The following is a 25,982-nucleotide window of genomic DNA, read 5'->3' as shown; positions in this document are numbered from 1 at the left end:
AACAACTCCAAGGTTTTGAGCAATGAGCTCAGGTAAAACGGTTAAACTTTTGTGAGATCTGCTTCAATATCTATCAGCAATTCTTTTACTGCTTTCATGTGTGGCAATAAAGTATAGGTGTTCATTTCGCTATTAAATGCACCAGCTTCAAGTTGTACACCAGCAATAAACGGCTCATTGATTAAGTTGTTGCCAATGAGATGACTTAAGCAAGCCTGTACCAGTTCGTTATTTTCTTCAGACTTAACCAGTAGGGGATACAAAACCACGAGTATTGGTAAATCACAAAACTCCATGTTGTTTGCATCAAGTAGCTGTTTAAGTGCATCCTTAATATCTTCGTTGAGAACCAACAGTTCTAAACCTTTTTTCATGTCTTTATAGGCGTTATCAATGGTCACTTCGGAAAAGTAAAACCAATCGCGCTGGTCATCGAGCATGAAGCTATCTAATGCAGCGATTTTCTGTAAGATCTGCAATTGTTCAGGGTTGAACGTGCGAATCGCTGTTCCATTGATTTTATGCTGTAACAACAGCTTTAACGCCGTTTGCGCTTGATCGTTTAACTGCTGTACTTCTTGATTGAAGAAGTTGCATAACTGATTCGACAGATCTACAAAGATAGAATTGTCATAGCAATCAGGTACCACGTTTTGAGTGGATAGCAACATAAAGCCATTTTCTGACAGCTCAGGATTCATATAGATACAAAGATTATGATCTTCGGTCAGCTCTGCAAAACCTTTTAAAGTGGTATATGCAATTTCATGATCAGGCAATTCAATACCAGCATGGATATTAATGTGGAAGCTTGGGCTTTGGTCGCCGTGGTCTTGATCTGCAGTACTGATCATAGATAACAGGGTTTCCAAAAGCGCCATATTCTTACGAATAGGCGCCATAGCTTCATTAATTAAGATAAAGCTACTATTCATTAAAGTGCCTCCAAGAATAGTGAACCCACAATATCAGTATTGAGTGGGTTAATTTCAATGAATTCGACCAGCTCCAGCGCTTTATCAAGTGTGAGTTCCTTAACGCGGAAATCAAAAAGCGTATCCTCGCCAACGCCATCAATCACACCATATGAAGACATCAACTCTTCCAATTCAGGGATATTTTGATAATTTTCTTCAGCCAAGTTTTCCAAGGTCAAAAGGGCATTATCTACATGTGATTTGAACATGTGGGCAAGGAAGAAAGCCAAACGGTTCTCATGAGGTGCACGAATGAAGAAATACTCACTATGCTCGTCATCGTTAGAATCCTGGCGTGACGCTTTAACCAAAAACAAAGGTAAATTGTCAGTACCGCCGTGAACTTCGTTAAAATCGATCGGGCAAAAATTAGGGTTTAAATTCATGAGCTTTCTCCAAATTTTAAGCTATTTGCTTGATTAGGTTTCATTATATTAAGAATATGAACGGATAAAGTTTTTTTAAAAAATACTTATTTAAGCATCAAGAAAGAATTAATAATGACGAGCGCCATTGCAGCGCTAAAAATAAAAAACCTTTTTTAATCAATTAAAAAACATCGTTTACGTTTTTAAGCTCAACTTTAAGAGATTTCTCTCTTAAAGGCTTGGTTTATTCAAAAGTGTTGGTGTATAAGTCGGTTTTAATGAGGTTTAATACATACTGGCATTCAGTCAGTAGATTTGCATATTCATCATCAAAGCATTGTTCTTCTTCAAGCATGATTTCTATATTTAAAGGTTCAACCACTGTGTAAGGCTCTTTAACGCCAGTTTCTTTATAATTTGAAATAATGACCTGAATTGCTCCAGATGCAAAGTCACCCTCAAGCGTGTGGCTATAGTAGAAACGGTTTCTAATATCGCTGTGATTACTGTCGATTAGTTCTAAAGCTGTACCAAACTTGTAGGTAGTCAGTAATTCTATAACGTCTTGGGCGAACACTGTGTTTAATGAGTCGTCAGTTTTTAAATTGAACGCAATGTCTTTAAACCTTTTTAAGATTTCTTGCTCTTTAGACTCGTTAAAGTCTTTGAAATATTCGTCAAACTTATGCTCACCATGACTCGACAAAAGTTTATGGTGGTAGTTGTATTCGTCTACCACGGTCAACAGGTCAAGTTTTTGCAATAACTCAAACTCGTCTTTTGTAATTTCTTTAAAACCCAAAACGTAAAAAGAATCACCGCTGATTTCCCAAGAGTCATAGCGAGTTTTAAAATCATGTTCTTCTAATAAGGTTTTAATGTCTTCAAGTTCTTCACTCTCATAGCTTGAATACTTAAACAGGGTGTAATTAACAAATGCCATCAAAGCTGGCACTTCTGAAATTTTCTTAGAGACATATAAGCCGATATTAAAATCACAAATACGGATACCAATTGGTAGTGCTGATGTTTCGTTAATCGCAAGATTCATCATGAGATACTTGTACATATTAATTTACCTAACAGGTTGAATGTATTTTTAGTTTAATGGATTTAAAGTGGGAATAATTTTTGCTTAAAAATTAGAATAGCCATGGAATAAGTTGAATATTTTAATCAATTAAATTCACCGTATGCGGTTGTAAACAAAACGCACTGATGTATATTTGATATAACCAACTTTTCGAGTTTAGTTATGGAAATTGAAAACCTAAGTAAAGACCAGTTAGAATGCCTAATTAAAAAGGCACAAAACCAAATTGTTGTAGTAGAGAATACGAACCTTGATGATGGTTATCTCAAAATGTTTGAGATCGCAAAAGAATTAGGCTTAACTATTCTTGAATTAAATGAGCACGGCGAAAATCGTAAATTAAATAAAAAGCCAGTGGTTAAAGCAGATCCTAAATATCGCAACCCGAATAACCACAAAGAAGTGTGGGCCGGTCGTGGTAAACGTCCATCCTGGTTAAATCGTGAGATTGAATCTGGTAAAACATTAGAAAGTTTTCTTATCGTATAAATATGAAAAGGGCTTAATTGATTTAAGCCCTTTTTTTAAATGCCATTGTCAGTGTTGTTTAGAGCAGCTGCGCGACTACTTAACAGAGTTCAGCTTTGATGTGTTCTAAGACATCATCTTCAACACCCTCATTTGAAAATGCTTCAATGAATTCATTCAGGTTTTCATTGCTTAATGGCAAACTACCGTATTGATCTACTGCAAACTTTTGTGAGTTATGCACCAGATATTCAATACTGCAGTCAACAGAACAAAAGGTTTCTTGAATTACATCATTCACCTGATGGCCAGACTTTTTATCGTTAGTATCAATATCACTATTACAGTGATGGCAAGTAAATAATCCCATTACGCAACTCCTTTCTCAATTAAGCTAATTACACCGTGTTCTAATTGGGCATCAAACCAGTGCCAGATAATAAAGCGGTCTGTACCCTTGCCCCATAGATGAAAGTCTTCTTCGATTTCATCATCATTGTTTATCGGGGTGTTGCCAAACTCTTCCCATAAGGTTTTATGGGTTTTGCCTTGCAAGCTTAATACGCCATTTTCAGAATTTGCTTCAAACCAATCTAGGATCTGATAGCGATATGCACCTTTATTCCAGATATGGAATTCGCATGGTAGGGAATTAGATTCATCAAATTGAATCTGCTGTAATTCACTCCATAACTGGTCTATTGATTTAGCCATGTTTTATAACTCCTTGCTTAATAATTCAATTTTAATAAATAAAAGTACTCAAAAACTTTTCTTAAAAAATATATAAAATCCGCTAATAATTTCTTTTGGAAAAAAATGCTATTTAAGCATATCTATTGTTATTATCGAGTGAGCTTATTAAGAGGTTTAAGCATGAATCTAGATAAAAACGAAAAAGAAATTCTTGTTTGACCAACCCAAAAAAAAGAGCCTTAGGGCTCTTTCTATTTTTAGGTGGCTTTTTCTTTAGGCACACCGCCAACAATCTGAAATGGTATCCAATGGTTAACCCATTTTTCTTTGGTACCACGTTTGCCCAACCAGTAAAAGTTCCAGTGAGGAATCCGTGGATGTGGTTTTTTGGTACCTTTGTAGTTGCCAGACTTTAGATCTTCATCGCGCTTTAGGATCGCTTCATTGATCTTTTTATTTGTTTCGGTACCAACAATAGTCGGCTTGTACTTATTAGCCTCAAATAAACGCAATTCACGCTTAATCAGCTCTAATTTAGGCTTGGCTTGTGTTGTTTCTGGTGTTAATGGTCTGAGATCTGGTTCTTTTTGGCTGAACCATAGAATCAAATTGATTAGCTTCTTCTGCAGTTCCATGAACGTGTTAATTTCTTGTTCATCTGGCAAGTTCTTTTCATCAAAAAACGTATCAATGAAATCGGTCATGCAGTCCTCAACAGTTGATTCAAAATCATCATCATCAGGGAAGTGCATGGTAATGGTTTTTGCTAAGCCAGTATCGGTATATACCGTGGTAAATAGCACCTTGCGATCGTTTAACGTGTTTTTCGCAAAAATAACACCGACCACTTGTTCATTTTGCACATAGAGGTTGGCGTTATCTGTTTGAACGTAGATCGCAATATCAGGTAGGTTTAATAGGAATCCGGGGATACTGCGGTTATATTCGGTCTTCACAAGCATTTGAATGACTTGATCTTCAAACCGATAAATATTTTTGGTTAGGCTCCATGAGCCAAGGGTAATGATTTCACCAATGTTGCAAGGTAGCTGATTGATAAATGAGAGTGGGATTTCTTGGCCAGTGGCTTGAACACCCATAATGGTACTGGTGCGTTTCATTCGTTCACGCCAGATAGGATCTCGACAATCTAGTGCAGCATATGTCCATTCATCACCACTGATTAGGCATTCGTGCGGATCTTTACTGTTTTGTCGTGCGATCGCATAAGCTTCTACACGTTTCATTAAGCCATTGAGGTTAAACTTCACATGCTCTAATCGCGCTGTGATGACTTTAAGCGGTATTCCTATCTTTGGATCTAAATCTTTATTTCTCATGTTGAGTAACCAGGATCTACATCAGATCAATATCTGAAAAAATTCGTTTAAAAAAGGACTTTAAAAGTCCTTTCGATTAGGCGTGAGCACTATTATTACAAGGCGGTGTAAACAAAGTGCCATCTAAGCGGATCATTCCAAAGCCGTAGGTTTTATCACGACCAATACCATTGAGCCATGCTGTTTTAAATAGCACTAAATCCCCAACAGTCGCACTAAATGAAATATCTCTGGTCTGGACTGGAATATTCAAAATGCTGAGCTGTGGTCCACATTGTTGCTCAATTATAGTGACATCCAATAGACCTTTGCTACTAAGAGCGTTTTTGGTGAATTCGGCTGCTTCATCTGCAGTTAGATTTTTACGCTTCTTACCTGAATTGCCTTTGGGTTTTTCGCCGTGGACCGAAATGTATTCTTCAATTTCTTGACGGTTAAAGCTACACTCTCGGTTAAGAGGAACCATGATTTTTCCAGTGATTTGCTGACCGTGCGAAATTTCAATGTATTCTTTGGCCATTGGGATTTTGACGTCCGATACGCACGTTCTTAAATAGATGTGCTTGCCATCAGTAAAAAATATGACTTTTGCGGAACAGAATGTCTCGACCTTATTTCGTTTAAACATTTCTCTAAAAATGTACTTGAACAAGTTCTTTTCATTTTCAGGGTGTGTAAGGGCAAAACAATTGGCTGTTAGTTTTATGTTATTCAGACTCATTTCGATATCCAGTTTTCTATAAACAGCATTATTAAGAACCATTACTTTAAATAAAGCCCTATTGACAATAAGGGTATTATTCAGCATTTATAAACGCTAAAAGTAACTTCTATGTGCATTAAACAAAAGTGGCTTATAATATACTTAAAACCCTCAAAAAGCGTAATACTCGTATTATGAAAATCAACCACAATTCATTAAACCCACACTTTCATGATACTTATTTTTGTGTTGGAAACTTTTTTTTTAAAAAATATATGCTTTGCTGATTATTTTAAACTATTGACTGTATTTTAAGCTGTGCGTAAACTTTAAGCGTTGTTTTGTACAATCCACACCTAGTTTGATCCTGTTTGGACGACTGAAAAATGAACATAAAGAATAGAACTACGTTGCAGTTTTATGAAGAACTGCAGTTGGTGTATGACCGTTTCAATGAAAGGCTATTCAAAAATGAATTACCAGATTGTTTGATTACGCTTCAACGTATCAACAAAAATACCGGTTATTGGTCTGAGAATAGATTTGCTTCGACAGAAGATGATACGGCGTATACGCACGAACTGGCCCTTAACCCTGATTACTTTGGCACCCAACCATTGCTTAACATTTTTAAATGCTATGCACATGAGATGTGTCATATGAAACAAAGCATTTGTGGTGAGCCATCTAAACGCTCATATCACAATGCTGAGTTTGTGACATTTATGCTTGAGATCGGTTTGATTATGACTGATGACGGCACAAAAGAAGGTCGCACGACAGGCGAGAAGATGACCGAAATCGTTGTACCTGATGGCTTGTTTATTCAAGTGTGCAATGAGCTTGTCGATGAAGGGCGTATCATCAAATGGTATGACAAGTACGCACCCAAAACGATTTCCAGTCTTGAAATGATTCAAGAGCAAGTGCAGTTGTTGGAGTCCATTCCGACTGCTTCTCCAAAGCTATTTCATATTGCCTTACTTGGCAATGAAATCAATTCAGCTTTGAAATCACCTAAAAAAGAGAAGCCAGTTGAGGAACCGACTCCCACTACAATGAATCCCTTTGATGTAGCGATCGGACTAATCGACATATCAAATACCGCTGCAAACCTTGGCGGTTATTATCCAACGGCTTTTGATGAAGATCCGCTAGATGATGACGACCAACCAATACCAGAACCTAAGGTTGTTAAACTTTATAAGGGTGAACAACCAAACGGCGATGATAACGAGTTTTTTGTACTCAAAGAAACTATGATCGGTGAAACACTCTATCAAGAGCTTGGTTCAGCCAATTTTGAAGAGCCTGAGCCTAAGAAACAGACTAGGGCATCTTTTGCGTGTCCTGAGTGTGGCCGTGGTGCAACGTGTAGTCCTACTTTTAGATTGTCGTGTACTGAATGTGAAGTTGAACTGGTACCGTCAAAATCCATTGATAAAAGCCAGGTGAAGAAAAACAAAAAGGCTGCTAAAGCTGACCAAGGGGATGCAGAATGAAAACGATTGAAGAGCTTGGAATTCTGTTTTCTTCACACAAATACCGTTTTTATAACGAAAAAGACTTACAACTCGCGATTGAGCAAATGTTTATTGCCAATGAGATTCCGTATGAACGTGAGGTTCGTCTATCAAATAAAGACATCATTGATTTTACTGTTGAGCTTGATGTCGGCAAGGTGGGTGTTGAATTAAAAATAGATGGTGCACGTAACGCATTATTGCGTCAGATCAATCGTTATTTAAGCCATGACAGCATAAAAGCGCTCTATGTGGTTGGTACACCGTATTGGGTGAATAACATTCCAATCCAACTGAACAATAAATTTATTTACCGCCATCGTATTTTAGTGGGGGTCTTCTAATGTATAAATCTTACGGCACCATTTCTCGTCAAGAAAAAAACTGGCACATTGAATGTGAACCACATGTTAAAACACGACTTAAGCGTGTATTCCCAAAAGTCAGCCAACATGCATCAAAATTTATTGAGTTAAGCGATACGCCGTCTAATTGTCACGACCTACTTTGGTTTATTGAACGTTATCCAATGCGTGTTGATGATCTTAAATACATGAAAGCGCAATCTAAGGCTTATGTGTCGCTAAAAGAAGATATTTTGGATGTGATGGACTATAAACGTCCGATCAAAACATTTGATCTTGCTGTGCCTCCATATGAGTATCAAAGAGCAGCTGCAGATCTACTACTTAATGTTAAAGGTTTGCTCTTGGGGGATGATTTGGGCCTTGGCAAAACAGCGAGTGGAATATGTCCGATGATTCTACCTGAATCGCTCCCGGCGCTTTTTGTGACAATGACACATCTTCCAATGCAAATTAAGAATGAAATTGAACGCTTTGCTCCGCACCTAAAATGTCACATCCTAAAGAAAGCATCGCCTTATCCATTGCACAAAGAGGGTGAAGCAGCACCCGATGTCATTATCACCAGTTATTCAAAGTTGAACGGTTGGGCTGAATATCTTGCCGGAAAGATTAAGTACGTAGTGTTTGACGAGATCCAAGAGTTACGGACTGGCTATACATCGCAAAAGTATTCCGCTGCTAAACTCTTTAGTGACCAAGCTGAATTACGCCTCGGTCTATCAGCTACACCGATTTATAACTACGGTGATGAATTCTACAACATCATTGAAATATTGCGTCCAGATAGCTTAGGTACCGCTACTGAATTCGCTCGTGAGTGGTGTTCACAAGAAAAACGTATTAATGATCCTAAAGCGTTTGGGATGTTTTTACGTGATGAAGGTCTAATGTTGCGCCGTACTCGAGCAGATGTAAATCGAGAGTTACCGCCAGTACAAATCATCCCTCAATATGTCGAAAGCGATCCTAAAGTACTGGATCAAATTAAGGGCAAGGCAATGGAACTGGCAAAAGTAATTTTAAGCTCTACTCAGGAATTCCAAGGGCAAAAGCTTCGTGCGACAGAAGAATTCAATATTATGATGCGCCAAGCAACAGGTATCGCCAAAGCGCCGTATGTCGCTGAGTTCGTGCGTATGCTTGTTGAGTCTGGTGAATCAGTCATGCTTTATGGTTGGCATCGAGATGTGTACAACATTTGGCTAGAACGCTTGGCTGAATTCAATCCTGTTATGTATACAGGCACGGAAGGACCTGCAGCTAAGGAACGTTCTAAACAAGCATTCTTGAATGATGAAAGCAAAGTCTTCATTAGTTCATTACGTTCATCTGCCGGGCTTGATGGCTTGCAGTACCACTCAAAATGCAAAACATTTGTGTTTGGTGAGTTGGATTGGTCGCCTGGTGTTCATGATCAATGTATTGGTCGCTTAGACCGTGACGGTCAAATCAAACAGATCTCGGCATATTACTTGTTGGCTGATTCGGGTTCAGATCCAATTATTTCTGATGTCTTAGGCATCAAAAAAGGCCAGTTGGAAGGAGTTAAAAACCCGAATGGCGAATTATTTGAACATTTAATTACGGACGGTGGCGGTATCAAGCGCTTAGCCGAACACATACTGAATAAGAAAGTAGCTTAAGAGAAACTTTATGACTGAACTTTACCTAGCTTGTTTTAGACATAATGTCGGCTCAAATATTGGGTGGCCTGGTTTTAACGGAAAGGGCTATACAACGAATGTTGATCAAGCGCACGTATATACTTTAGAGCAAGCTCAGGTAGCATGGGATAACGCACGGTCCATAGATCAACCGATCGCCGTGCACCACGTTCGCAAACATATTGTATGAAAGGTGGACTATCAATATATCCCCTCGATCTCACAAATAGATGATCCTTATATCAAGTATGTGGCGCTTGATGTGATTTGACAACACAAACGTAAACTGGACATTAAAGTCCTAAACTTTAACAATATAGTTGTAAACAAAGAGAGATTACAAAAAATGATAATGGGCGAGCTGTTTCTCAATACACATCTGCAAAAGATTGCAATTTTAAATTTGGGCAGTTTTTATAAAATCTTATGAAAAAGAATAAAATTCTATTAATAGTTCTTGTGGTTGGTATTATTGTTTTAGGTATTGTAATTTTTATAAAATCTCAAGCAGTTACAGAAACAAAAAGATTGGGTAACGGTGAAAATACCAACCATAATGAAACGAGTTCATCATACCAACCATAATGAAACGAGTTCATCTTCCAAACCATCTATTCAAAATACAAATCAAAGTTCGTTAGCTAAAAATCAAAATGATGAATTATTTATATTTAATTCTGATTTAAAAGCTTTAAGAGAAAAATATCCTGATGGTGTCATATATACTAATTTGCCAGTTTAAGACATTAATGTAAAAAGACACTTGAAAAGGATAATTTAGGTTTATTGTGCGATGGAAATGACGTCTTTTGGTTAGACTTTGCCACGGGCAAAACCAGTACAGATTTTTCTTCTGCTACAAAACTTCGGTATGACCAGGCCCTTTCGTTAAAAGATCGCTATATTCTTCTTCCTTTTGATATAGCCGATGCACATAAACGACCGCTTTTGTGTATGTCCAACTTAAATTGACCAACAAATTAGGTTCTTTATCCATAGCGAATAGATCTGAATAAACATTAAAGTTTTTACCCAAAAATGCATTGTGTAAGAAGTGAATAAGGTCTAGATCCACGTAGTTAACCGTAGACACAATCTTTAAGTATTCAGACAAAGCTTTAAACATCGGTGTTAGCTCTGCGATGGCACGGCTAAACCGCTGTTCTGATTTATGCTCTCTATATTTTTCAAAGCCATTTTTCAAAATCCTTTTGAGCTCTGCATCATCAAATGGAATATTTGAATAAAACTCACCAGTACTAAGATCTCCAAAATTAGACATAAAGTTATCAATCACGGGTAATTTACGTTCTAGAGATAAGCGCTGCGTTGATCTGATCAATTTAATGAATGAATAGAAAAACGGTAAGAAGCGTCTGTAGTAATCATAAATAACCTCTGCAAGCTTACGATCGCGAACATCAGCATTGATGGCTACACATTTAGGATATTGCGTAACAAAAATGGGTTTCTGCAGATAAATGGTAAGGTCCTTAAACACCTCAACACCATTTAGGCGATTAGATTTAAGAAATGACCAATCTACCAAGTCATAATCAACTGCACGAATCTCTCTTAGATTTAATTCATCAAACTTAATGTTGAGTAGGCGTAGGTAATCTACAAAATTAGCCAAGTACCATGGCTGAGTTTTATTGATGTTGTATTCAGGATGACTATCAATGTCCAAGTGATTTAATAAATTGGTCCACGACTTGTCAAGTCCAGCCAAATTAACTTGTTTGTCTATTCGATCAGGGGTAAGCATAGTAATCCCAATTGTATATACTAATTCGTAAGAAATTAGATACATTGTATCAATAATTCCTAGAATAAATATTCTTTTAAATTTTTTATCAATTCTAATTCGCCACACAACAAAAATGCTTATTTACTGAGCTAAAAACTTATATCCAATTAATTAAAACCCTATATAATTATCTTAATACTCTAATTCGAGTGAGTTGTTATGATTAGTGATCCAATCGAAATCGCAAAATTAAAACAAAGCATCTTAGATTTAAGAAACAATATTTTTCCTCCACAAAACCTTTTAACGGTTGATGGATTACCAATTTATTATGGTGAGAAAAAGTTTGTTGATGAATATCTTGCACAATGGATGGACTTTTATCAAAAAGCATTAGAACTTTCTAGTCCTTTTGGTGATCCTATTGATTTGTCCGAAATAAATGAAATTCATTTGCCTGTGCATTTTAATTTGCCCGTGTTTGCTCGTAATGTCACTCGCATGATTTTAAATAAAACACTGGCCAAGGAATCTATTACTTTTCGTTCAAGTGCAGATCTGTTTGAGAAGTGCGGATACTTCAATCGTGAATATACGGATTTAATTTATGAGTACTTTGATCGTGATGAAGATAACGTATTGGTCGGGCATCGACCGTATAACGATATTCGTGCGTACTTGTTTTATGCCGGCGATGAAGAGCGTCATCGCACGAGATTTTATAACTCTGGACTGGTGCTCGGTTATTCCGAAGGTTGGAACAGCATTGAGATCTTAGATAATCGTAACAACACCCGAAAACAGCGTAGTGATGCTTATACAAACCCTTTAGCGAAAAATAACACATGGTTCATCTACAAGAAGCTGTAATTAGCCAAAGCGCTGTGCGAGATCGCAATAGAGCCTTGGATCTATTGAAGTGGATTGCGATTGTGACCATGGTTATTGACCACGCATCAATATTATTTCCTCAATATAATCTGTTGTTGAGGACGATTGGCCGTTGTGCTTTTCCTATTTTTTGTATCATGCTTGCATTCAATTTGAACCAAGCTATTTCTAAAAAGAAAACCCATACATTAAAAAACTATTTTAAAAATTTGGCGTTGTTTTGTGTGCTATCAGAAGTACCGTATCAACTATTCAACCAAGAGCCATTTACAACACTGAACGTCATGCCTACGTTGCTTTTAGGATTTTTGCTTGTTGTATTGGGGGAATCTAAACATAAATATGCAACGCTGCAGTTTGTCTCTCTGTTAGTCGTGACCATATTGCTATCTAATTTTATTATGTATAGCGTGTGGGGCGTTTTATTAATTGTATTCCTGTATTTATTCTTTAAAACAACCAACGTTCGTTCTAAGAAATACTTTTTAATGATCAGCGTCTTGCTCACTTCATTGGCCAACATTTTCAACTGGTTGATTGGTGGCTACTATACGGATATGACTACATATTCTTTGGCATTCTCATTTGCTGTCAGTAGCGCCATTGCAACGTATATTGGTGCACAATTCCTACTGAAAGGACAGCACATGAATATACCTTTTGAAGTACCTCCAGTGGGGAAGTGGGCGTACTGGTTCTATCCAGTACATCTCGTCATCATCTGGATTCTTTTTAAATTTGCATAATAAATTTAGGCTCAAAAAAAGCACCAAAGTATTTATGACTAAGGTGCTTTTTTATTGCTTAATCAGCGTTATTCGCTAGATCCAGCATCTAAACCGAATGAGCTAATTTCTTGCTGTCTTTCTTGCTCAGCTGCTTGTTCTGGTGATGCTTGTGGAGTAGGTGCACCAGATTGGTTATTTTGTTGATCATATTGATTCAGCAATTGCTTTAATGCTTCAGGATCTTGAGCAATTTGATTCGCAATTTCTAATGTTGGGTCCTGTTGTTTTTTACCAGCAACATAACCAAAAATAGCCAAACCAATGAAAGCAGCGAAGAAAGTGGCAAGTACGATCAGTACAAACTTACCAATAATGCTACCTTTGAAGCGTTCAAACCAAGTTTCATCTTCATAGTGGTAAGGTTGGTTAATGTTTTGGCAACCATCACTAAATGCATCCATCCACGCATTACGAACCAATTGTTTAATTTGTTCTGTTTGCGGTAAATGACCTTTTTTAACCACGTTTACTTTGATTTTTGGCTCTGCTAATACAAAACGTTTTTCTTCACCATTACCTAGTGTATTAACGAGCTCTACGGTACCAGAACAAGTGAAATAACGACCAACATCATTGTTTTCTAAAGTATCAAAACCACTGATTTGTATTGTTAACTCTTTAAGATCGGCATTCGGGATTTTTATATTTTTAGGTTGACGATTCAAATCTTCAGAATCCGTATCAACTGAGATTGTTAAAAGGTCATTGTTACTAAAAATTGAAACAAGAGGGTCGTGAGATAGAATGTCTTTTTGCTTCTTAATTAAACTCACAATGTATCACCTGTTAAAATAGAAATTAAAAGTATTATATTTTAAAAAAGGGTTTTAGTGATAGTTTATTTTATGTTTAACGAAAAAAAAGCCACTTTTAAGAAAGTGGCTTTTAGGTTTAAGGGAGATAGTTATTATTTATAAAATATTCCTTTTTAATTCTCTTAATCTCCATGCCTTTGTCTAAAAGCAATTTAAACTCATTAAAATCATCACGCATAAGCTTATGAACCTTTAATGATTTTTGACTCTTAGCTTTGATAGCACTGTTGTATTGTACTGCAGCAACCAGATCGTAATGCTTATTTAGATCCAAACCATAAAGTGATGTTAATTTTTCAGAAATATAATCAAATATAACGGTCAAACAGATGACCTTATTGTTAGTGTTAGTCAGTATCTCTTCTGGAAATTCATTATTTCCCGAAGCTGCACTGGCTAAACGTGCCCATTCTGTCATGGGTAGGGAACCATCTTCACCAATCACGTTGATTAAGTTGTTTAAAAAGATAAAGCGGTGATTAAAAAACTTCACTTTGCTTTTTTGCAAAATTCTAAATGTATAAACGTTTGCCCAATACACAACATAGTTTTTAATCTTTAGACCATTGATTGAGTCTTGCGTTAATAAATCTTCATTGGTGATGCCATGATATTGAGTTGCTTCTTCAGTGACTTGTTTTTTTGGCTTCCAGTAGCTCTCTTCAGCATTATAAAGATACTGAACCTGTTCTATTGATGATGTGCGGCACTTTTTAATACGCGTCAAAATAGACGACTTAATAATGTCAGGCACATCAACTGGATTCTTGACTTTGGCGGTAAATTCCAGTGTGAGAAAACATAATGGTGCTGGCATAGCTTGGCCTTTCTAATATCCCTTAATTTATAACTTAAAACGTTCTATTTTCTGAATTGATATTCGCGAAATAAGGAACTAATTGCTTTTCTCGGTCATGAATGTATGCAGTTGATGACATATCCAATACCGCACCTGGTCCATAAGTTAGGTTTAGATTGATATTTTCACCGTTACCATCGATCAAGACGCCATTAAACCGCGCTTTGTCTGAATCTCCTTTTACAAATAGCTGTTGGCCAACATAACCGGACAAGCTATTGATATAGAGGTTTTTCATTTTTTCCGAAGATTGCAAAGCATTTATATAGAGAAGATCCATAATTTTTTCTTCTCCATTTTGATTTCTAATTTTTACTGTTTTTGGACCAACAACATCCACAATTGTAGCAATCCATAAGTCATGATGTTCAACTTCCCAACCATTGTAGCGACTTTCAATCCAATCGGGGCTTAAGAGTCTTGGCTTAAAGGGGTAGGAGTAGATTTTGAATATTAAGATCGAAACCACAATTATGATTGGCAAGCCAAAACATATTTTTATTTTATGTTTCTTAAAAGCACTGTTAAACATAACCGTATATACCAAAAAATTTAAAATCATTTTAACTTAAAATAATAAGTTTGTATTGGTTAAAACCATTGATATATCAATTATTCATCACTGTTATAGGTATAGCCATCATCACTACTGCGATCTTTACCTACTAATAATGCTTCAATACGCTTAGCTTCAGCTATTGTTCTGAGTGCATTTTCCTTTTTTTCTTGTCGTTCTGTATTTTCACGAATCGCTTCAAGAACCTCAGGAGATAAGGCGTTTTCAGGTTGTTGTTCTTGGGCTTCAGGCTCGGAAGCACTTGCTTCTTCAGCCTTTATAGGTTGGTCTTTTTTCTTAGGATCTACCAAGTCATAAAACACAAGTTCTTTTGATTCACTCGTTGCCGATTCGTCTAAAAACTTCTGTTCTTGACCTTTTAATGGATCTTGTTCATTTGGAGTATTAGAGTTATTACAGGCACTTAAAAGGGTGGAAATTAAAATAACCGTTGCGAAAATAAAAAGGGTTTTAGACACGTTGAAAATCCTTTAATATAATAACGTATTCTACATAATAAAAGTCCGTAGGTAAAAGTATGTCTTCAGATAAAAATAGTTCTGATAGTGCTACACAAAAGGTAAATATTACCAATGAGGTTTTAGATGAAGCTGCCATTAAACAGGCAATTGAAGCTAGTCAACCCCGTAAATCAGGTATTTTAAAGCGAGTCTTTTTTGATTTCGGGCGTAAAAGCCACTGGAGTTCAGCTAGAAAAGGGTTTTTACCGCATTTATCTAATATTAGATCAATGCTGTCTCCAACATGCCCCGAATGCGGTAAATCGATTTTAATGCATGACAACAGGATTCCACGTTCTTATAAAGGCAACGTGAATTGGGTATGTGCACACCCTTTATGTGAATATGAAATTGTCGCACCTAACAATTTTAAACAACTGAAAAGACTCATTGCTAATACTCACTACCCAAGAGGGCAAGAACGTTTAGCTTCAATGAGTAATGATGAAATAGACAAGCTTGTTAAAAACCATCAGTTTTCGTCTTATTTGTATTTAGCATTATCTATGTTTACAGGCTTGTACGTAGTTTATATGTTCTTTAAAGCGCTATATCCAATGCTTGTTGTACCAGGTGTATTATTGGTGTTTTATCTATACATGGTTAGCATCAATTCAGCTTATCGTGCGTGGCAAGTCCGTACTGGTCTTTTATTTTTACCGAATGCGCCATTCTTGGCATGGTTCCGCTATGCGCCAAAAAAATATAGCTTATCGTGGTATGACGGCAAAAACCCATTGCCAGTTGAAACACTGAATAAGTTAGCTGACCGTAAACAGCACCTAATCGACAATTTCAACAACAACGATAAAGGTGCTGATTAATATGCTGTTAAAACCAACGCTATTTGCGACTCTATTAGGATCAAGCGTTGCTTATGCTCAATTGCCTCAAAGTTCTGAGGCTCTAGGTGCATATGCAAACCATGTCAATTCTAATGGATCAAGTACACCATATCGACCATTTCAGGTCATGACCAACACTCAGCAAGAAATGGCGCCAGCAAAGCCAAGAGGATTTACGAGTCGTTACTTGGGCGTGAAGTACACACCGCAAAAAACTGAAGAAACTCCGACTAGCACTGAGCGCACGGCAGTTGCACAAAATGGACCACAACCTAGTGGCCAGCAAGCACCAGCACCACAACAACAACCCGTTCGCCAGAATATCCGTCCTGTTTCTTATACCTATCCAACTACGCAATACAATCAATACAACCAAGCGAGTGTATCTTACGATCAAACCGTACCGGGTAGAGTCGCTACTTTGAGTTGTGTTATTCATGCTGCGCGGTCAGAAGGTGTTCCGCTGTATGTTTTATTGGGTATACATAGCAAAGAGCGTGGTACCAATGGACAAACAGCGCAAAACAAAAACCGTTCATTGGATATGGGGCAATTCCAAATCAATTCCATGCACTTTAAACGTGGCGGTATGTTTGAAAATTATAACAGCCATTATGTGCGTACTGATGGATGTCTGAATGCGCGACTTGCAGCCAAGATCTTGCGAAATCGATTAACCACAAAACCGTCAACCGATTTTTGGGTTAGAGCAGCTGCTTACCACTCATGGACGCCATCTTTTAATGCGATATATCGCAATGGCACGGCGAAACAACCTGGTTTAGTTGCGTATGCACTTCAATGGAAAAAATGGCTTGAGAGAAAGGGGATAAATCCTAACTAATCAGCTGAATATATTTTTTAAGAAAAAAATTGCAGTTACGTAATGCGATATAATTTACCTATTCTTTACCCACTAAGGATTCAAAATGAACCTTAATACAACTTTAAAAAGTTTAGCTTTAACCTTATCCATGTCTGTTGTTGCTACTGCAGCTCAAGCCGATTTTGTTGGCAAAGTTGTACGTATTTCTGACGGCGACACTATCACCGTTTTAAACAACAACAATGAGCAGATCCGTGTTCGCTTCAACCAGATTGATGCACCAGAAAAAAGTCAAGCTTTTGGTCAGAAATCGCGTCAGAACATCAGTTTCTTGCATGAAACGATTGTGTATGTGCAAGAAAATAGTAAGGACCGCTACGGTCGTACTCTTGGTACCATTTTTCAGATGCGTACAAACCAAGTGCCCAACTTAAACATCGTGAATAGTGTTAACTATAAGCAAGTTAAAGATGGCTATGCATGGGCTTATCGTGAATATCTCAAAGATAAAATTATTTTGAGTGCTGAAAGCAACGCACGTTCTCAACGCCTTGGTTTATGGGCTGATCCAAACCCTGTTTATCCAAGCCAGTACCGTCACAATAAGTAATATTGATGAACGGTGAATTAAATACCGCTAAAGCCGTAGCGGTATTAAATAAATATCTACTGCAACAACAATGTGGTAATCGTATGGAACTGCAGTTTTTCAGTGAAGAACTGCAAGCTCAGATTGAAGCTCTCAGCTTGGCTTCTGTACGAAATGAGTTGGTTACTCAGTTGGCAAATTTGGGAAAATGTCTTTGTGATGAAAAGTTGGTGAATTGTTCAGCCAACGCAAATTACTCAGAAGTGGCAATAGATTTCCTTGAAATGCACTTAGAGTCGCTGGAAGGGCGACAGTTCAAAGAAGGTTTTATATGACATCTATTGTCATATCCACGGAATCCAATTAATCACCAGATCAGAACGAACCACTAAGCAATTAGTGGTTTTTTTCCTAAGGGAACTAGATCAATTGTAGATTTTTAAAAGGTAATGTTATGCCGAACAAAGATGATGAACATGCAACTAAATAAAGCTTTCTACCTTTACCTTACTTTTGTAGCGATTCTTTGGGCTATTATCTGGTGGTGTTTACTGATTAATATGCACCAGTACTTTAGTGCGGTTTTTTATGTTTTAACGGGGTACTATTTTATTAATAAAATTTTTTTGATGAAAATTAGTCCTTATTCATCAAAAATACTTTTTACAGTTTTATGGCCAATTGCTTATCCAGTTTTATTCTTAATACTCTTGTTCAAGAGGTGGGATAAAATTTAAATTTGAAATGACACACCTATAACAACACCCTAGAAGGTGAAGTAATCCGAAAGTTAATTGGTTCAGTGGATCAAGTTTTAGCTAAGTAGTTTAACCTTGGCAACAAAAAAGTCCCATTTGCAACATTGGGGCTTTTTCATATCTATTTTTTATAGGTTATGAATCAACTAGCTAAAAAAAGAACAGCCTTATGTTGCTTTCATGCTTATTAGTAATACACTTATTTGTGAAAATTTTGGCATTACACAGTAAGCGTCCGCTGAACACACCTTATGAATTCGTCCTATAAGCCTTAATTTAGTCCTCACTTAAAAACAAGTGGGAACTTAAATTTATGACTACAAATAACCAGACATCCATCGCATCTCTTACGATAAAACGAAGAACATATAGTGCTGAATTTAAACAGCAGATCGTTCAGGCGTGTAAAGCATCGGAGGTTTCAATTGCTTCGGTCGCTTTGCAACATGGATTGAATACAAATCTTGTATCCAAATGGATTCGCTTAATTGATGCTAAGCTAGGGAATGATCGCTCACCACTACCGAATAAACCTGCATTTATTGCCTTATCTTGCTCTGCACCATTAGATCCTACTCCTACTGACATGTTAAAGGTTCAAATTACTTTACCCCACTCAAAAGCAGAAATTGGCTTGAAATGGCAAGTATCAGAAATATCTGCTTTAGCAGAATTACTCAAGGCACTTGCAACATGATCCGCATTGATGAAATCTGGCTTTCTACCCAACCTCTGGATATGCGAGCAGGGATGGATACGGCTATGGCTCAGGTGCTGAGAGCCTTTGGCTACATTAAACCGCATTGTGCTTACCTGTTCTGTAATAAACGTGGCCATCGCATGAAAGTGCTGGTACATGATGGACTGGGCATCTGGCTGTGTGCCCGGCGGTTGGAACAGGGAAAATTTCACTGGGCTAAAGTTCACCAGGGTGAAAGCGTAGCCCTCAGCCCAGAACAGTTACAGGCACTGATCCAGGGTTTGCCTTGGCAGCGCATTGGACGACAGCAAGTGGTCACAATGCTCTAAACTAGCTTGGTCCAAGTTGCTATTCTCCAAACGTTCTATTTCATTCTTCTCATGACCTCAGGCATACTGCGGTCATGAATACACTGCCTGATTTAAGCCAACTGACCCATGAACAACTGCTGGAATTTACTAGACAGTTGGCAATGCAACATCAGTCTCTGGCACAATCAAACCAGCAATTAGATGCCAAAGTTCAGCATCTTGAAGTATCCAATCTGCAATTAGATGCCAAAGTTCAGCATCTTTCCATTCTCAATCAAAAATACGAGCATGAACTTGCGCTGTTTAAAAAGCACAAATTCGACAGTAAAAACGAACATCTCACCGCAAAACAAATCCATCTCTGGGATGAAGCGGTCGAAGAAGATATTGCCGCTGTTGATCTGGAACTGGAACGGCTGAATGCAGATAAAACTGATGCAGCGACACACAAAGCCACAGTCAACAAACCTAAACGTCGACTGCTGCCCGATCATCTACACACCATCCGTATCGAGCATGAACCAACATCAACCCAATGTGCTTGTGGCTGCACCTTGCGTCGTATCGGCGAAGATATCAGTGAAAAACTACATTTCAGACCGGCACAGTTCTATAAGGAACAGCATGTGCGTGGCAAATGGGTCTGTGATCAGTGTGACACACTGACTCAGCAAGCGATGCCCGCCTATGTGATTGATAAAGGCATTGCCAGTCCTGAACTGCTTAGCCATGTGTTGGTCTCGAAATACGCAGATCATTTACCGCTGTACCGTCAACGTCTGATCTATCAGCGGGCGGGAATTGAGCTTTCTAGATCAACTTTATCTGACTGGATAGGTCGCTGCGGTGTAGAACTGGAACCTCTGGCCAATGCTTTAAAAGAGGTGGTGCTGCAACAGCGGGTGATCCATGCCGATGAAACGCCGGTCACCATTATGCGGATGGGTGATGATGAGAAAAAACCGAAGAAAGGTTATGTCTGGGCCTATGCCACTACACAGTACAATCCAGTTCAGGCAGTGATCTATGACTTTCAAGATAGTCGTTCAGGCCAGCATGCTGAAGAGTTCTTGAAAGGCTGGCAGGGCTATCTGGTCTGTGATGATTACAGTGGTTATAAAGCACGCTTTAAATCAGGCCAGGTCATTGAGGTGGGCTGCATGGCCCATGCACGTCGTAAATTCCATGAACTGCATGTGACCGGGAAAAGTCAGGTCGCTGAACAGGCATTGGTGCTGATTCAGAAACTGTATGCGATAGAAGCAGAACTCAGGAAAAAGACCGATGGTACGGCAGAACAGCGCCGCGAATACCGACAACAGCATAGTCAACCGGTGATGCAACAACTGTATGAATGGCTTAACCAACATCAACTGACTGTGCCATCGAGTTCTCCAACCGCCAAGGCCATCAATTACACTCTGAAGCGTTGGCCAGCTTTAAGCCGCTATCTGGATGATGGCAATCTACCTATAGATAATAATTGGGTGGAAAACCAGATGCGACCTTGGGCGTTGGGACGTAAGAATTGGCTATTTGCAGGTTCGCTGCGCAGCGGTCAGCGAGCAGCCAATATCATGACATTAATCCAGTCAGCAAAGCTGAATGGGCTGGATCCGTATGCCTATTTAAGTGATGTTCTGAAAAGGTTGCCGACACATAAAGTGACCCAAATAGAAGAATTACTGCCACACCGCTGGAAATCCAACTCAAATTAAAAAATAGGCATGGGATTCAGCGGACGCTTACATTACACAACAAATAGTTTCACATTTTTGGCAAAGCATAGAGTAGGGAAAGACATGGCGGAAAATTCACTCAAAAAAGGTCAGTACACACGCTTTAGTAATAAAATTGGACTCTACAGTGCGAATCAAGAAAACGTAGGTTTTATTAAAAAGGCTATTTGCATTATATGGTTGAAATTAGTTCTTCATCTAAATATTCATCACCGCCATACAATTCAACCAAGGTTGGAATATAAGCGCCATATTCCAACTTATTATTCTCTTGCTTGGTTGGAAATGCAGTTAAACCCTCATAACCTTCGGTTGATTTTAATGAAGATGATGGAGTCTTTAAAGTTGTAATAGATCGAGCCACTTTGTTATATAACATTTTTGCTCGAAGCACCTCAAAGGTATATCCTCGTCCCATTCGATTTGCGACCCTTGTAATACCATTATGCCCCTCAGTATAAGCATTGGTAATTCTTATTGGCGCATCCCAATAGGTGAATATATCCTCAAAGTGATTATTCACAGTTTTAGCAACGTCACGGAAAGACTTTAAATATTTGGGAATACTGCTTTCCCATTCATGAAACCTTTGTATGGCATCGTCTTTGGTTGTTGCTTCATAAATATTATAAAACTGCTCTTTGAGGTCATAAGCTTCCTTAAACTCAGGATGCCATTTTTCTAAATTTCCTAAAATTCTTTGTTGATCTTCGGTCAATGAATTTGGTCGTCTAAGCAGTATCCACCGTAAATGTTTTTTCATATTCAGTCGGGCATCACGATCCAAACTACTTTGTAAAGCTTTACGTTCAGTGTCTAAAGCTTCACTTGCCATTCTCACTACATGAAACTTATCAATAACCAACTTGGCATTTGGTAGGTGCAGACGGAATGACTTTTTGAAGGGTCGCCACATATCACTACAAATCCATTCTACTTTTTCTGCATCAGGCAGTTTGGCGAAGTATGGTATCAATGTATCTTGAGTTCTTTCAGGCAACATATCATATAAGCTGTTCATAGCAAGGTTGGTGATGACACAGCGATATGTTCCCATCAATTTAAGTTCATCAATACCCATAATCGTTGGAGTTTCAAACTTAATATCTCGTTCTAATTCCTCCACGAAATCGAGCGTAATGTTTTTAATGGTGTTCACGACTACACCCGTATCTTCGGCAAGTTGCGTAAAGGTTCGATCTAAGCAACGCTTGCGTACTTGCTGAATCAGCCGATGGGTCGCTCTGCGTTTTTCATCTAAGAAGCTGAGTTGAGGGGTAATCATGCTTTTGCATTCAGAACAGCGATAGCGTGTTCGTATCACCTCAATTTTTACAGGTTGCATCTGCAAGGGGGTATCAGCAAAATGATTGATACGCTGGCCGTGCTTATATAAGCGTCCACCGCATTCAGGGCATGTTTCCAAATGCTCACCGCTTGACTGTACGGTAATCATAATACAGCCATCTTCATTACGGTAATCTATCGGCTGTACACCTTCCAGTTGCAGAATATCAATCATTCCAATACTCCGTTATGTTAGACGATGCACATCAATGGTTTCACCATCTTTAAGCAATTTATACAGCACCTTGATCACATTCTGCATCGCTTGTGCATCGGTCTTGAGCAACAATGCTGATAAGTCTTGATGTGAGGTCAGTGCTTGAATAATTGCGCCTTTCGTTGCCGATGGCAAATTACCTTGCAAGGCTGTGGATTCAGGATTATTTTCAATCTGAGCCATAACTACATCGTTATTTCGTAGAATGGTTACTAAATGATTGATGTATACCACCTGTTCTTCACGGGTGGAAATATCGCCAAAAGTCTGAGCAATAAGATCAATGACTTCTTTCAGATAAGTCATTTTGGTTGGCTGTAAATCACCATTGGCTGTGCCTTGGATGGGGGCTAATGGTTGAGGTTCATCCGCTTCGGGATGATCGGTATCATCGGTTTTAAGTTTCTTTTTAAAGATGCCAAAGCCAGTCAGTACCAAGCCTGAAATATCAATTTCTTTAGCAGACATACCATTTAATCGTTTGGATAAGAGCTTGGTAAATGCCGAGAAGTTTTCAAGTTCAGGATCGCCAAAGTCAATAAGCTGTGCTACATAGGAATAAATACGGCTAAACTTATCCAAATTGCCTTTAAAGCGCATTAAAGTTTGTAATTCTACGTCTAACTGCTTGCGCTCAAATTCGGCTTTTTCTGCGCCTTCATCATTGCCGTCTGCTTTGGCTTGATCAAATGCAGTTTCCTGTAGCTCAATCGCCTGTTTGAGCATTTTCAGTTTTTGGTTAAACAGGCGGGCGACACGATCGGTTGCTTTAAACAGGTCGGGATGTGTGGTTTCTTTGAAATCATGATTGCTAATATCGCGGATAGTTTTAAAACGAGCTGCTTTAAACTCCTCCAAATCATCTTCGGTAATCAGATCAAGTTCTTCAATATTGTCTTTGATGGTATAAACCACATTCGGGTCTTGTACATCCACCATTTTTGCCCCGTTGTCGTACTTTTTGAAGCACTTTAAAATCCATTCAGGGTCATTTACAAAGTCAATTACAAAGGTTTGATCTTTGCCTGTGGTGGTACGGTTTAAGCGTGACAAGGTTTGTACCACTTCAACTTCATTGGCAATGACTTTATCAATGTACATGGCGCAGAGTTTGGGTTGGTCAAAGCCTGTTTGGAATTTATTCGCCACTACCATTAAGCGATATTCAGGGCGGTCAAATGCGATGCGTAAATCAGAATTAGGTGCATCGGCATTCATATTGGCTTCGGTAAATTCAGCATCTTCACCAACTTGAAATAGTGCCCCGTTTTCGCTATCACCATCTGCTTCATGGCTAATCTGTTTGCCCGTGAGCTTACCCGAAAATGCCACCAAGACATGGTAGGCACTGTAGTCAGGGTTATCTTCAATATATTTTTCTAAGGCAATTTTATATCGTGCTGCCGCAGGGCGTGAACTGGTCACGATCATGGCTTTGGCTTGACCATTGAGCAAATTGGCAACATTGTGGTGAAAGTGTTGAATAATAAACTGCACCTTTTGCGTGACATTGGTCGCGTGTAAAGCCATCCAACGAGCTAAGGCTTTCTTGGCTGCTTTAGAATTGACTCGTTTATCATCGTCAACAGCTTCACCGCCGAGTTTAAACGCAGTTTTATAAGGTACATAACCTTGTAGCACATCTAAAATAAAGCCTTCATCAATCGCTTGGCGTTGTGGGTACAAATGAAAGGATTCAGGCAAATTTTCATCACTGGCAGGCTCACCATTTTTAGTGCGCCCAAACAGCATTTTAGTCGAGTGTTTTGGAGTTGCAGTAAAGGCAAAGTGACTGATGTTTTTGGACTGTACACGCGCTTTTTGAATCTGCTCAAGCAGTTCCTCAACAGTCAGGTTAGCCATTGCTTCACCCGACTGCAATGCCAATGTCGCTTGCAGTTTAGATGCTGTTGAGCCTGTTTGCGAGGTATGTGCTTCATCAATCACAATACCGTAGTTACGGTCGCTTAAACTGGTATTGGTCAGAATCGCTTCCATCACATGCGGGAAAGTCTGAATGGTCACAATAATGATCTGTTTATTGGACAATAGTGCATCTTCAAGCTGTTTGCTTTTCGATTTGCCTGCATGTTCTTTGTCATCACGGTTAATTGCAGCAATTAAGCCTTTCTGATGATCTAATTGTTGAATCGCTTCCTGTAACTGGTCATCCAGTACCGTTCTGTCTGTCACCACAATGACGGAGTTATAAAACGGTGTACCGTCATTGTGACGCAAACGCACCAGTGAATGACACACCCAAGAGATTGTCGATGTTTTGCCTGAGCCTGCACTGTGTTCACACAGATAATTCAGTCCTACGCCTTTTTCTTGCACATCGGCAATGATTTTATTCACCGCATCAAACTGATGATAACGCGGGAAGATCAAGCGTTCCTGTACCGTCCAATTACCATATAGATCGACTTTGTTTTTCTTTTCTACATAGACAAAATTATGGAAAATTTTCAGCCAATTATCACGTTGGCAGACATAATCCCAAAAATACGCCACTGGATAATCCTCACCTTTGGCCGCATCCGCAGGAGGGTTGCCTGCATGTCCCTGATTACCTTTGTTAAACGGCAAGAAATAGGTGCTTTCACCATCTAAAGCGGTGGTCATGGCAATTTCAGATTCAGACAAGGCAAAATGCACAATTGCACCACGCTTGGGTGTCAGCAATGGCTCTTTACGTCTTGTTTTAGGGTCTATCGGCTTACGGTCATTTTTATACTGCTCAATGGCATCTTCTAAAGACTGGTTAAACTCAGTCTTAATTTCCACCGTTGCCATTGGCAAGCCATTAATAAAGAACACAAGGTCCAAAATCCCTGCATCTTTGGATGGATGATATTTGAGTTGTGGGACAACACGTAGAATATTGGCGTTATAGCGGTCAATGACGGCTTGATTGCGTCCATCTTCGGGTGCGCTTTCACTGAGGTCGATTGTGCCTGCGCCCGCCATGCTAAAGCCATGACGAAAGATATGGATTGTGCCTTTCTTATTCAGTTCATCATCCAAGCGGTCGATGATGCGTTTTTCGGTATTACTACCATTCAGTGCTTGCAGTTTTTCCCACTTTTCAGGCTGTGTAGCTTGAATCCATGTGATTAAATCTTCGGGATAGAGTGCATATTCGGTATGATAATTTTTACTTTGCCCAACCACCCAACCTTGCGCTTGCAGTTTTTGCACAATATAGGCTTCTAAGTGACTTTCGTAATGGGCTTTGTCTGCCAAAATATTCATGCTTTTTCCCCTAAT

The 25,982-nt window shown here is 38.7% G+C and carries 28 protein-coding genes; 14 read left to right on the top strand and 14 right to left on the bottom strand.

Translation table 11 applies throughout. The features are described 5' to 3' along the window. Positions 1-41: 41 nt before the first annotated feature. The 3 genes from ACFN7Z_RS18730 to ACFN7Z_RS18720 all read right to left on the bottom strand — a co-directional run bounded on the left by ACFN7Z_RS18730 (position 42) and on the right by ACFN7Z_RS18720 (position 2,414). Positions 42-935, bottom strand: coding sequence for a hypothetical protein (locus ACFN7Z_RS18730; protein ID WP_005006080.1), 894 nt, complete (start codon positions 933-935; stop codon positions 42-44). Next, the gene (locus ACFN7Z_RS18725; RefSeq protein ID WP_005006083.1) at positions 935-1,363 is read right to left on the bottom strand and encodes a hypothetical protein; all 429 of its coding nucleotides are present in this window, start codon (positions 1,361-1,363) and stop codon (positions 935-937) included. Before ACFN7Z_RS18725 ends, ACFN7Z_RS18730 begins: the two co-directional genes overlap by 1 nt. Positions 1,364-1,589: 226 nt before the next feature. Then, the gene (locus ACFN7Z_RS18720; protein ID WP_005006085.1) at positions 1,590-2,414 is read right to left on the bottom strand and encodes a hypothetical protein; all 825 of its coding nucleotides are present in this window, start codon (positions 2,412-2,414) and stop codon (positions 1,590-1,592) included. Positions 2,415-2,600: 186 nt separating this feature from the next. Here ACFN7Z_RS18720 and ACFN7Z_RS18715 point away from each other — a divergent pair, with 186 nt between their 5' ends. Beyond that, positions 2,601-2,927, top strand: coding sequence for an H-NS family nucleoid-associated regulatory protein (locus ACFN7Z_RS18715; RefSeq protein WP_005006087.1), 327 nt, complete (start codon positions 2,601-2,603; stop codon positions 2,925-2,927). 79 nt (positions 2,928-3,006) lie between these two features. Here ACFN7Z_RS18715 and ACFN7Z_RS18710 read toward each other — a convergent pair whose 3' ends face one another. From ACFN7Z_RS18710 to ACFN7Z_RS18695, 4 genes are all read right to left on the bottom strand, one after another. Further along, positions 3,007-3,276 (bottom strand): hypothetical protein, encoded by a 270-nt coding sequence (locus ACFN7Z_RS18710; protein ID WP_005006093.1) that lies wholly within the window; start codon positions 3,274-3,276, stop codon positions 3,007-3,009. Beyond that, positions 3,276-3,620, bottom strand: a complete 345-nt coding sequence (locus ACFN7Z_RS18705) for a hypothetical protein (RefSeq protein ID WP_005006095.1) — start codon at positions 3,618-3,620, stop codon at positions 3,276-3,278. Before ACFN7Z_RS18705 ends, ACFN7Z_RS18710 begins: the two co-directional genes overlap by 1 nt. 239 nt (positions 3,621-3,859) lie before the next feature. Further along, positions 3,860-4,942, bottom strand: a complete 1,083-nt coding sequence (locus tag ACFN7Z_RS18700; protein WP_005006100.1) for a hypothetical protein — start codon at positions 4,940-4,942, stop codon at positions 3,860-3,862. A gap of 76 nt (positions 4,943-5,018) precedes the next feature. After that, the gene (locus tag ACFN7Z_RS18695; protein WP_227518627.1) at positions 5,019-5,663 is read right to left on the bottom strand and encodes a hypothetical protein; all 645 of its coding nucleotides are present in this window, start codon (positions 5,661-5,663) and stop codon (positions 5,019-5,021) included. A 368-nt stretch (positions 5,664-6,031) separates the two neighbouring features. On the opposite strand from ACFN7Z_RS18695, the gene ACFN7Z_RS18690 reads away from it, so the two are divergent. From ACFN7Z_RS18690 to ACFN7Z_RS18675, 4 genes are all read left to right on the top strand, one after another. Then, on the top strand, positions 6,032-7,147 hold the full coding sequence (locus ACFN7Z_RS18690; protein ID WP_005006105.1) for a SprT-like domain-containing protein: 1,116 nt from the start codon (positions 6,032-6,034) through the stop codon (positions 7,145-7,147). After that, on the top strand, positions 7,144-7,512 hold the full coding sequence (locus tag ACFN7Z_RS18685) for a hypothetical protein (RefSeq protein ID WP_005006108.1): 369 nt from the start codon (positions 7,144-7,146) through the stop codon (positions 7,510-7,512). The genes ACFN7Z_RS18690 and ACFN7Z_RS18685 overlap by 4 nt, the downstream gene beginning before the upstream one ends. Next, the gene (locus ACFN7Z_RS18680; protein ID WP_395442695.1) at positions 7,512-9,179 is read left to right on the top strand and encodes an SNF2-related protein; all 1,668 of its coding nucleotides are present in this window, start codon (positions 7,512-7,514) and stop codon (positions 9,177-9,179) included. Before ACFN7Z_RS18685 ends, ACFN7Z_RS18680 begins: the two co-directional genes overlap by 1 nt. 559 nt (positions 9,180-9,738) lie before the next feature. Continuing rightward, positions 9,739-9,942: a hypothetical protein gene (locus tag ACFN7Z_RS18675; protein WP_395442694.1), complete on the top strand. Its 204-nt coding sequence runs from the start codon at positions 9,739-9,741 to the stop codon at positions 9,940-9,942. Positions 9,943-10,056: 114 nt separating this feature from the next. Here the strand turns inward: ACFN7Z_RS18675 and ACFN7Z_RS18670 are convergent, their stop codons facing one another. After that, on the bottom strand, positions 10,057-10,968 hold the full coding sequence (locus tag ACFN7Z_RS18670) for a hypothetical protein (protein ID WP_228136310.1): 912 nt from the start codon (positions 10,966-10,968) through the stop codon (positions 10,057-10,059). Positions 10,969-11,169: 201 nt separating this feature from the next. Between ACFN7Z_RS18670 and ACFN7Z_RS18665 the strand changes: the two genes are divergently transcribed. Both ACFN7Z_RS18665 and ACFN7Z_RS18660 read left to right on the top strand, forming a co-directional pair. After that, positions 11,170-11,820, top strand: coding sequence for a hypothetical protein (locus tag ACFN7Z_RS18665; protein ID WP_005006119.1), 651 nt, complete (start codon positions 11,170-11,172; stop codon positions 11,818-11,820). Further along, positions 11,796-12,587, top strand: coding sequence for a TraX family protein (locus tag ACFN7Z_RS18660; RefSeq protein WP_005006121.1), 792 nt, complete (start codon positions 11,796-11,798; stop codon positions 12,585-12,587). The genes ACFN7Z_RS18665 and ACFN7Z_RS18660 overlap by 25 nt, the downstream gene beginning before the upstream one ends. 68 nt (positions 12,588-12,655) lie before the next feature. Here the strand turns inward: ACFN7Z_RS18660 and ACFN7Z_RS18655 are convergent, their stop codons facing one another. The 4 genes from ACFN7Z_RS18655 to ACFN7Z_RS18640 all read right to left on the bottom strand — a co-directional run bounded on the left by ACFN7Z_RS18655 (position 12,656) and on the right by ACFN7Z_RS18640 (position 15,338). Continuing rightward, the gene (locus ACFN7Z_RS18655) at positions 12,656-13,402 is read right to left on the bottom strand and encodes a hypothetical protein (protein ID WP_005006124.1); all 747 of its coding nucleotides are present in this window, start codon (positions 13,400-13,402) and stop codon (positions 12,656-12,658) included. Between the two features lie 118 nt (positions 13,403-13,520). Then, positions 13,521-14,261 (bottom strand): hypothetical protein, encoded by a 741-nt coding sequence (locus ACFN7Z_RS18650; protein WP_005006125.1) that lies wholly within the window; start codon positions 14,259-14,261, stop codon positions 13,521-13,523. Between the two features lie 34 nt (positions 14,262-14,295). After that, positions 14,296-14,835, bottom strand: coding sequence for a hypothetical protein (locus ACFN7Z_RS18645; protein WP_228128636.1), 540 nt, complete (start codon positions 14,833-14,835; stop codon positions 14,296-14,298). 80 nt (positions 14,836-14,915) lie between these two features. After that, on the bottom strand, positions 14,916-15,338 hold the full coding sequence (locus ACFN7Z_RS18640) for a hypothetical protein (protein ID WP_005006133.1): 423 nt from the start codon (positions 15,336-15,338) through the stop codon (positions 14,916-14,918). A 59-nt stretch (positions 15,339-15,397) separates the two neighbouring features. Here ACFN7Z_RS18640 and ACFN7Z_RS18635 point away from each other — a divergent pair, with 59 nt between their 5' ends. The 7 genes from ACFN7Z_RS18635 to tnpC all read left to right on the top strand — a co-directional run bounded on the left by ACFN7Z_RS18635 (position 15,398) and on the right by tnpC (position 21,127). Next, a complete protein-coding gene (locus tag ACFN7Z_RS18635) occupies positions 15,398-16,204 on the top strand; it encodes a hypothetical protein (RefSeq protein ID WP_005006134.1) in 807 nt (268 codons plus the stop codon). 1 nt (position 16,205) lies between these two features. Further along, positions 16,206-17,069, top strand: coding sequence for a lytic transglycosylase domain-containing protein (locus tag ACFN7Z_RS18630; protein WP_005006139.1), 864 nt, complete (start codon positions 16,206-16,208; stop codon positions 17,067-17,069). Positions 17,070-17,154: 85 nt separating this feature from the next. After that, positions 17,155-17,661, top strand: coding sequence for a thermonuclease family protein (locus ACFN7Z_RS18625; protein ID WP_005006141.1), 507 nt, complete (start codon positions 17,155-17,157; stop codon positions 17,659-17,661). Positions 17,662-17,666: 5 nt separating this feature from the next. Then, entirely contained in the window at positions 17,667-17,975 is a 309-nt protein-coding gene (locus ACFN7Z_RS18620; protein ID WP_005006143.1) for a hypothetical protein, read from the top strand. A 736-nt stretch (positions 17,976-18,711) separates the two neighbouring features. Further along, a complete protein-coding gene (tnpA, locus tag ACFN7Z_RS18615; RefSeq protein WP_395442693.1) occupies positions 18,712-19,095 on the top strand; it encodes an IS66-like element accessory protein TnpA in 384 nt (127 codons plus the stop codon). Next, on the top strand, positions 19,092-19,427 hold the full coding sequence (tnpB, locus tag ACFN7Z_RS18610) for an IS66 family insertion sequence element accessory protein TnpB (protein ID WP_043041540.1): 336 nt from the start codon (positions 19,092-19,094) through the stop codon (positions 19,425-19,427). The genes tnpA and tnpB overlap by 4 nt, the downstream gene beginning before the upstream one ends. 74 nt (positions 19,428-19,501) lie before the next feature. After that, on the top strand, positions 19,502-21,127 hold the full coding sequence (gene tnpC / locus ACFN7Z_RS18605; RefSeq protein ID WP_395442692.1) for an IS66 family transposase: 1,626 nt from the start codon (positions 19,502-19,504) through the stop codon (positions 21,125-21,127). A 193-nt stretch (positions 21,128-21,320) separates the two neighbouring features. Here tnpC and ACFN7Z_RS18600 read toward each other — a convergent pair whose 3' ends face one another. Continuing rightward, positions 21,321-22,670, bottom strand: a complete 1,350-nt coding sequence (locus tag ACFN7Z_RS18600; RefSeq protein ID WP_005006145.1) for an ISL3 family transposase — start codon at positions 22,668-22,670, stop codon at positions 21,321-21,323. A gap of 12 nt (positions 22,671-22,682) precedes the next feature. Next, complete coding sequence (locus ACFN7Z_RS18595) at positions 22,683-25,967, bottom strand: type I restriction endonuclease subunit R (RefSeq protein WP_044431830.1); 3,285 nt, start codon at positions 25,965-25,967, stop codon at positions 22,683-22,685. Positions 25,968-25,982 lie beyond the last annotated feature (15 nt).

It is taken from the genome of Acinetobacter sp. P1332 (assembly GCF_044057475.1).
Taxonomy (GTDB): domain Bacteria; phylum Pseudomonadota; class Gammaproteobacteria; order Pseudomonadales; family Moraxellaceae; genus Acinetobacter; species Acinetobacter johnsonii.
This window is presented reverse-complemented; position numbering and strand designations above follow the sequence as displayed.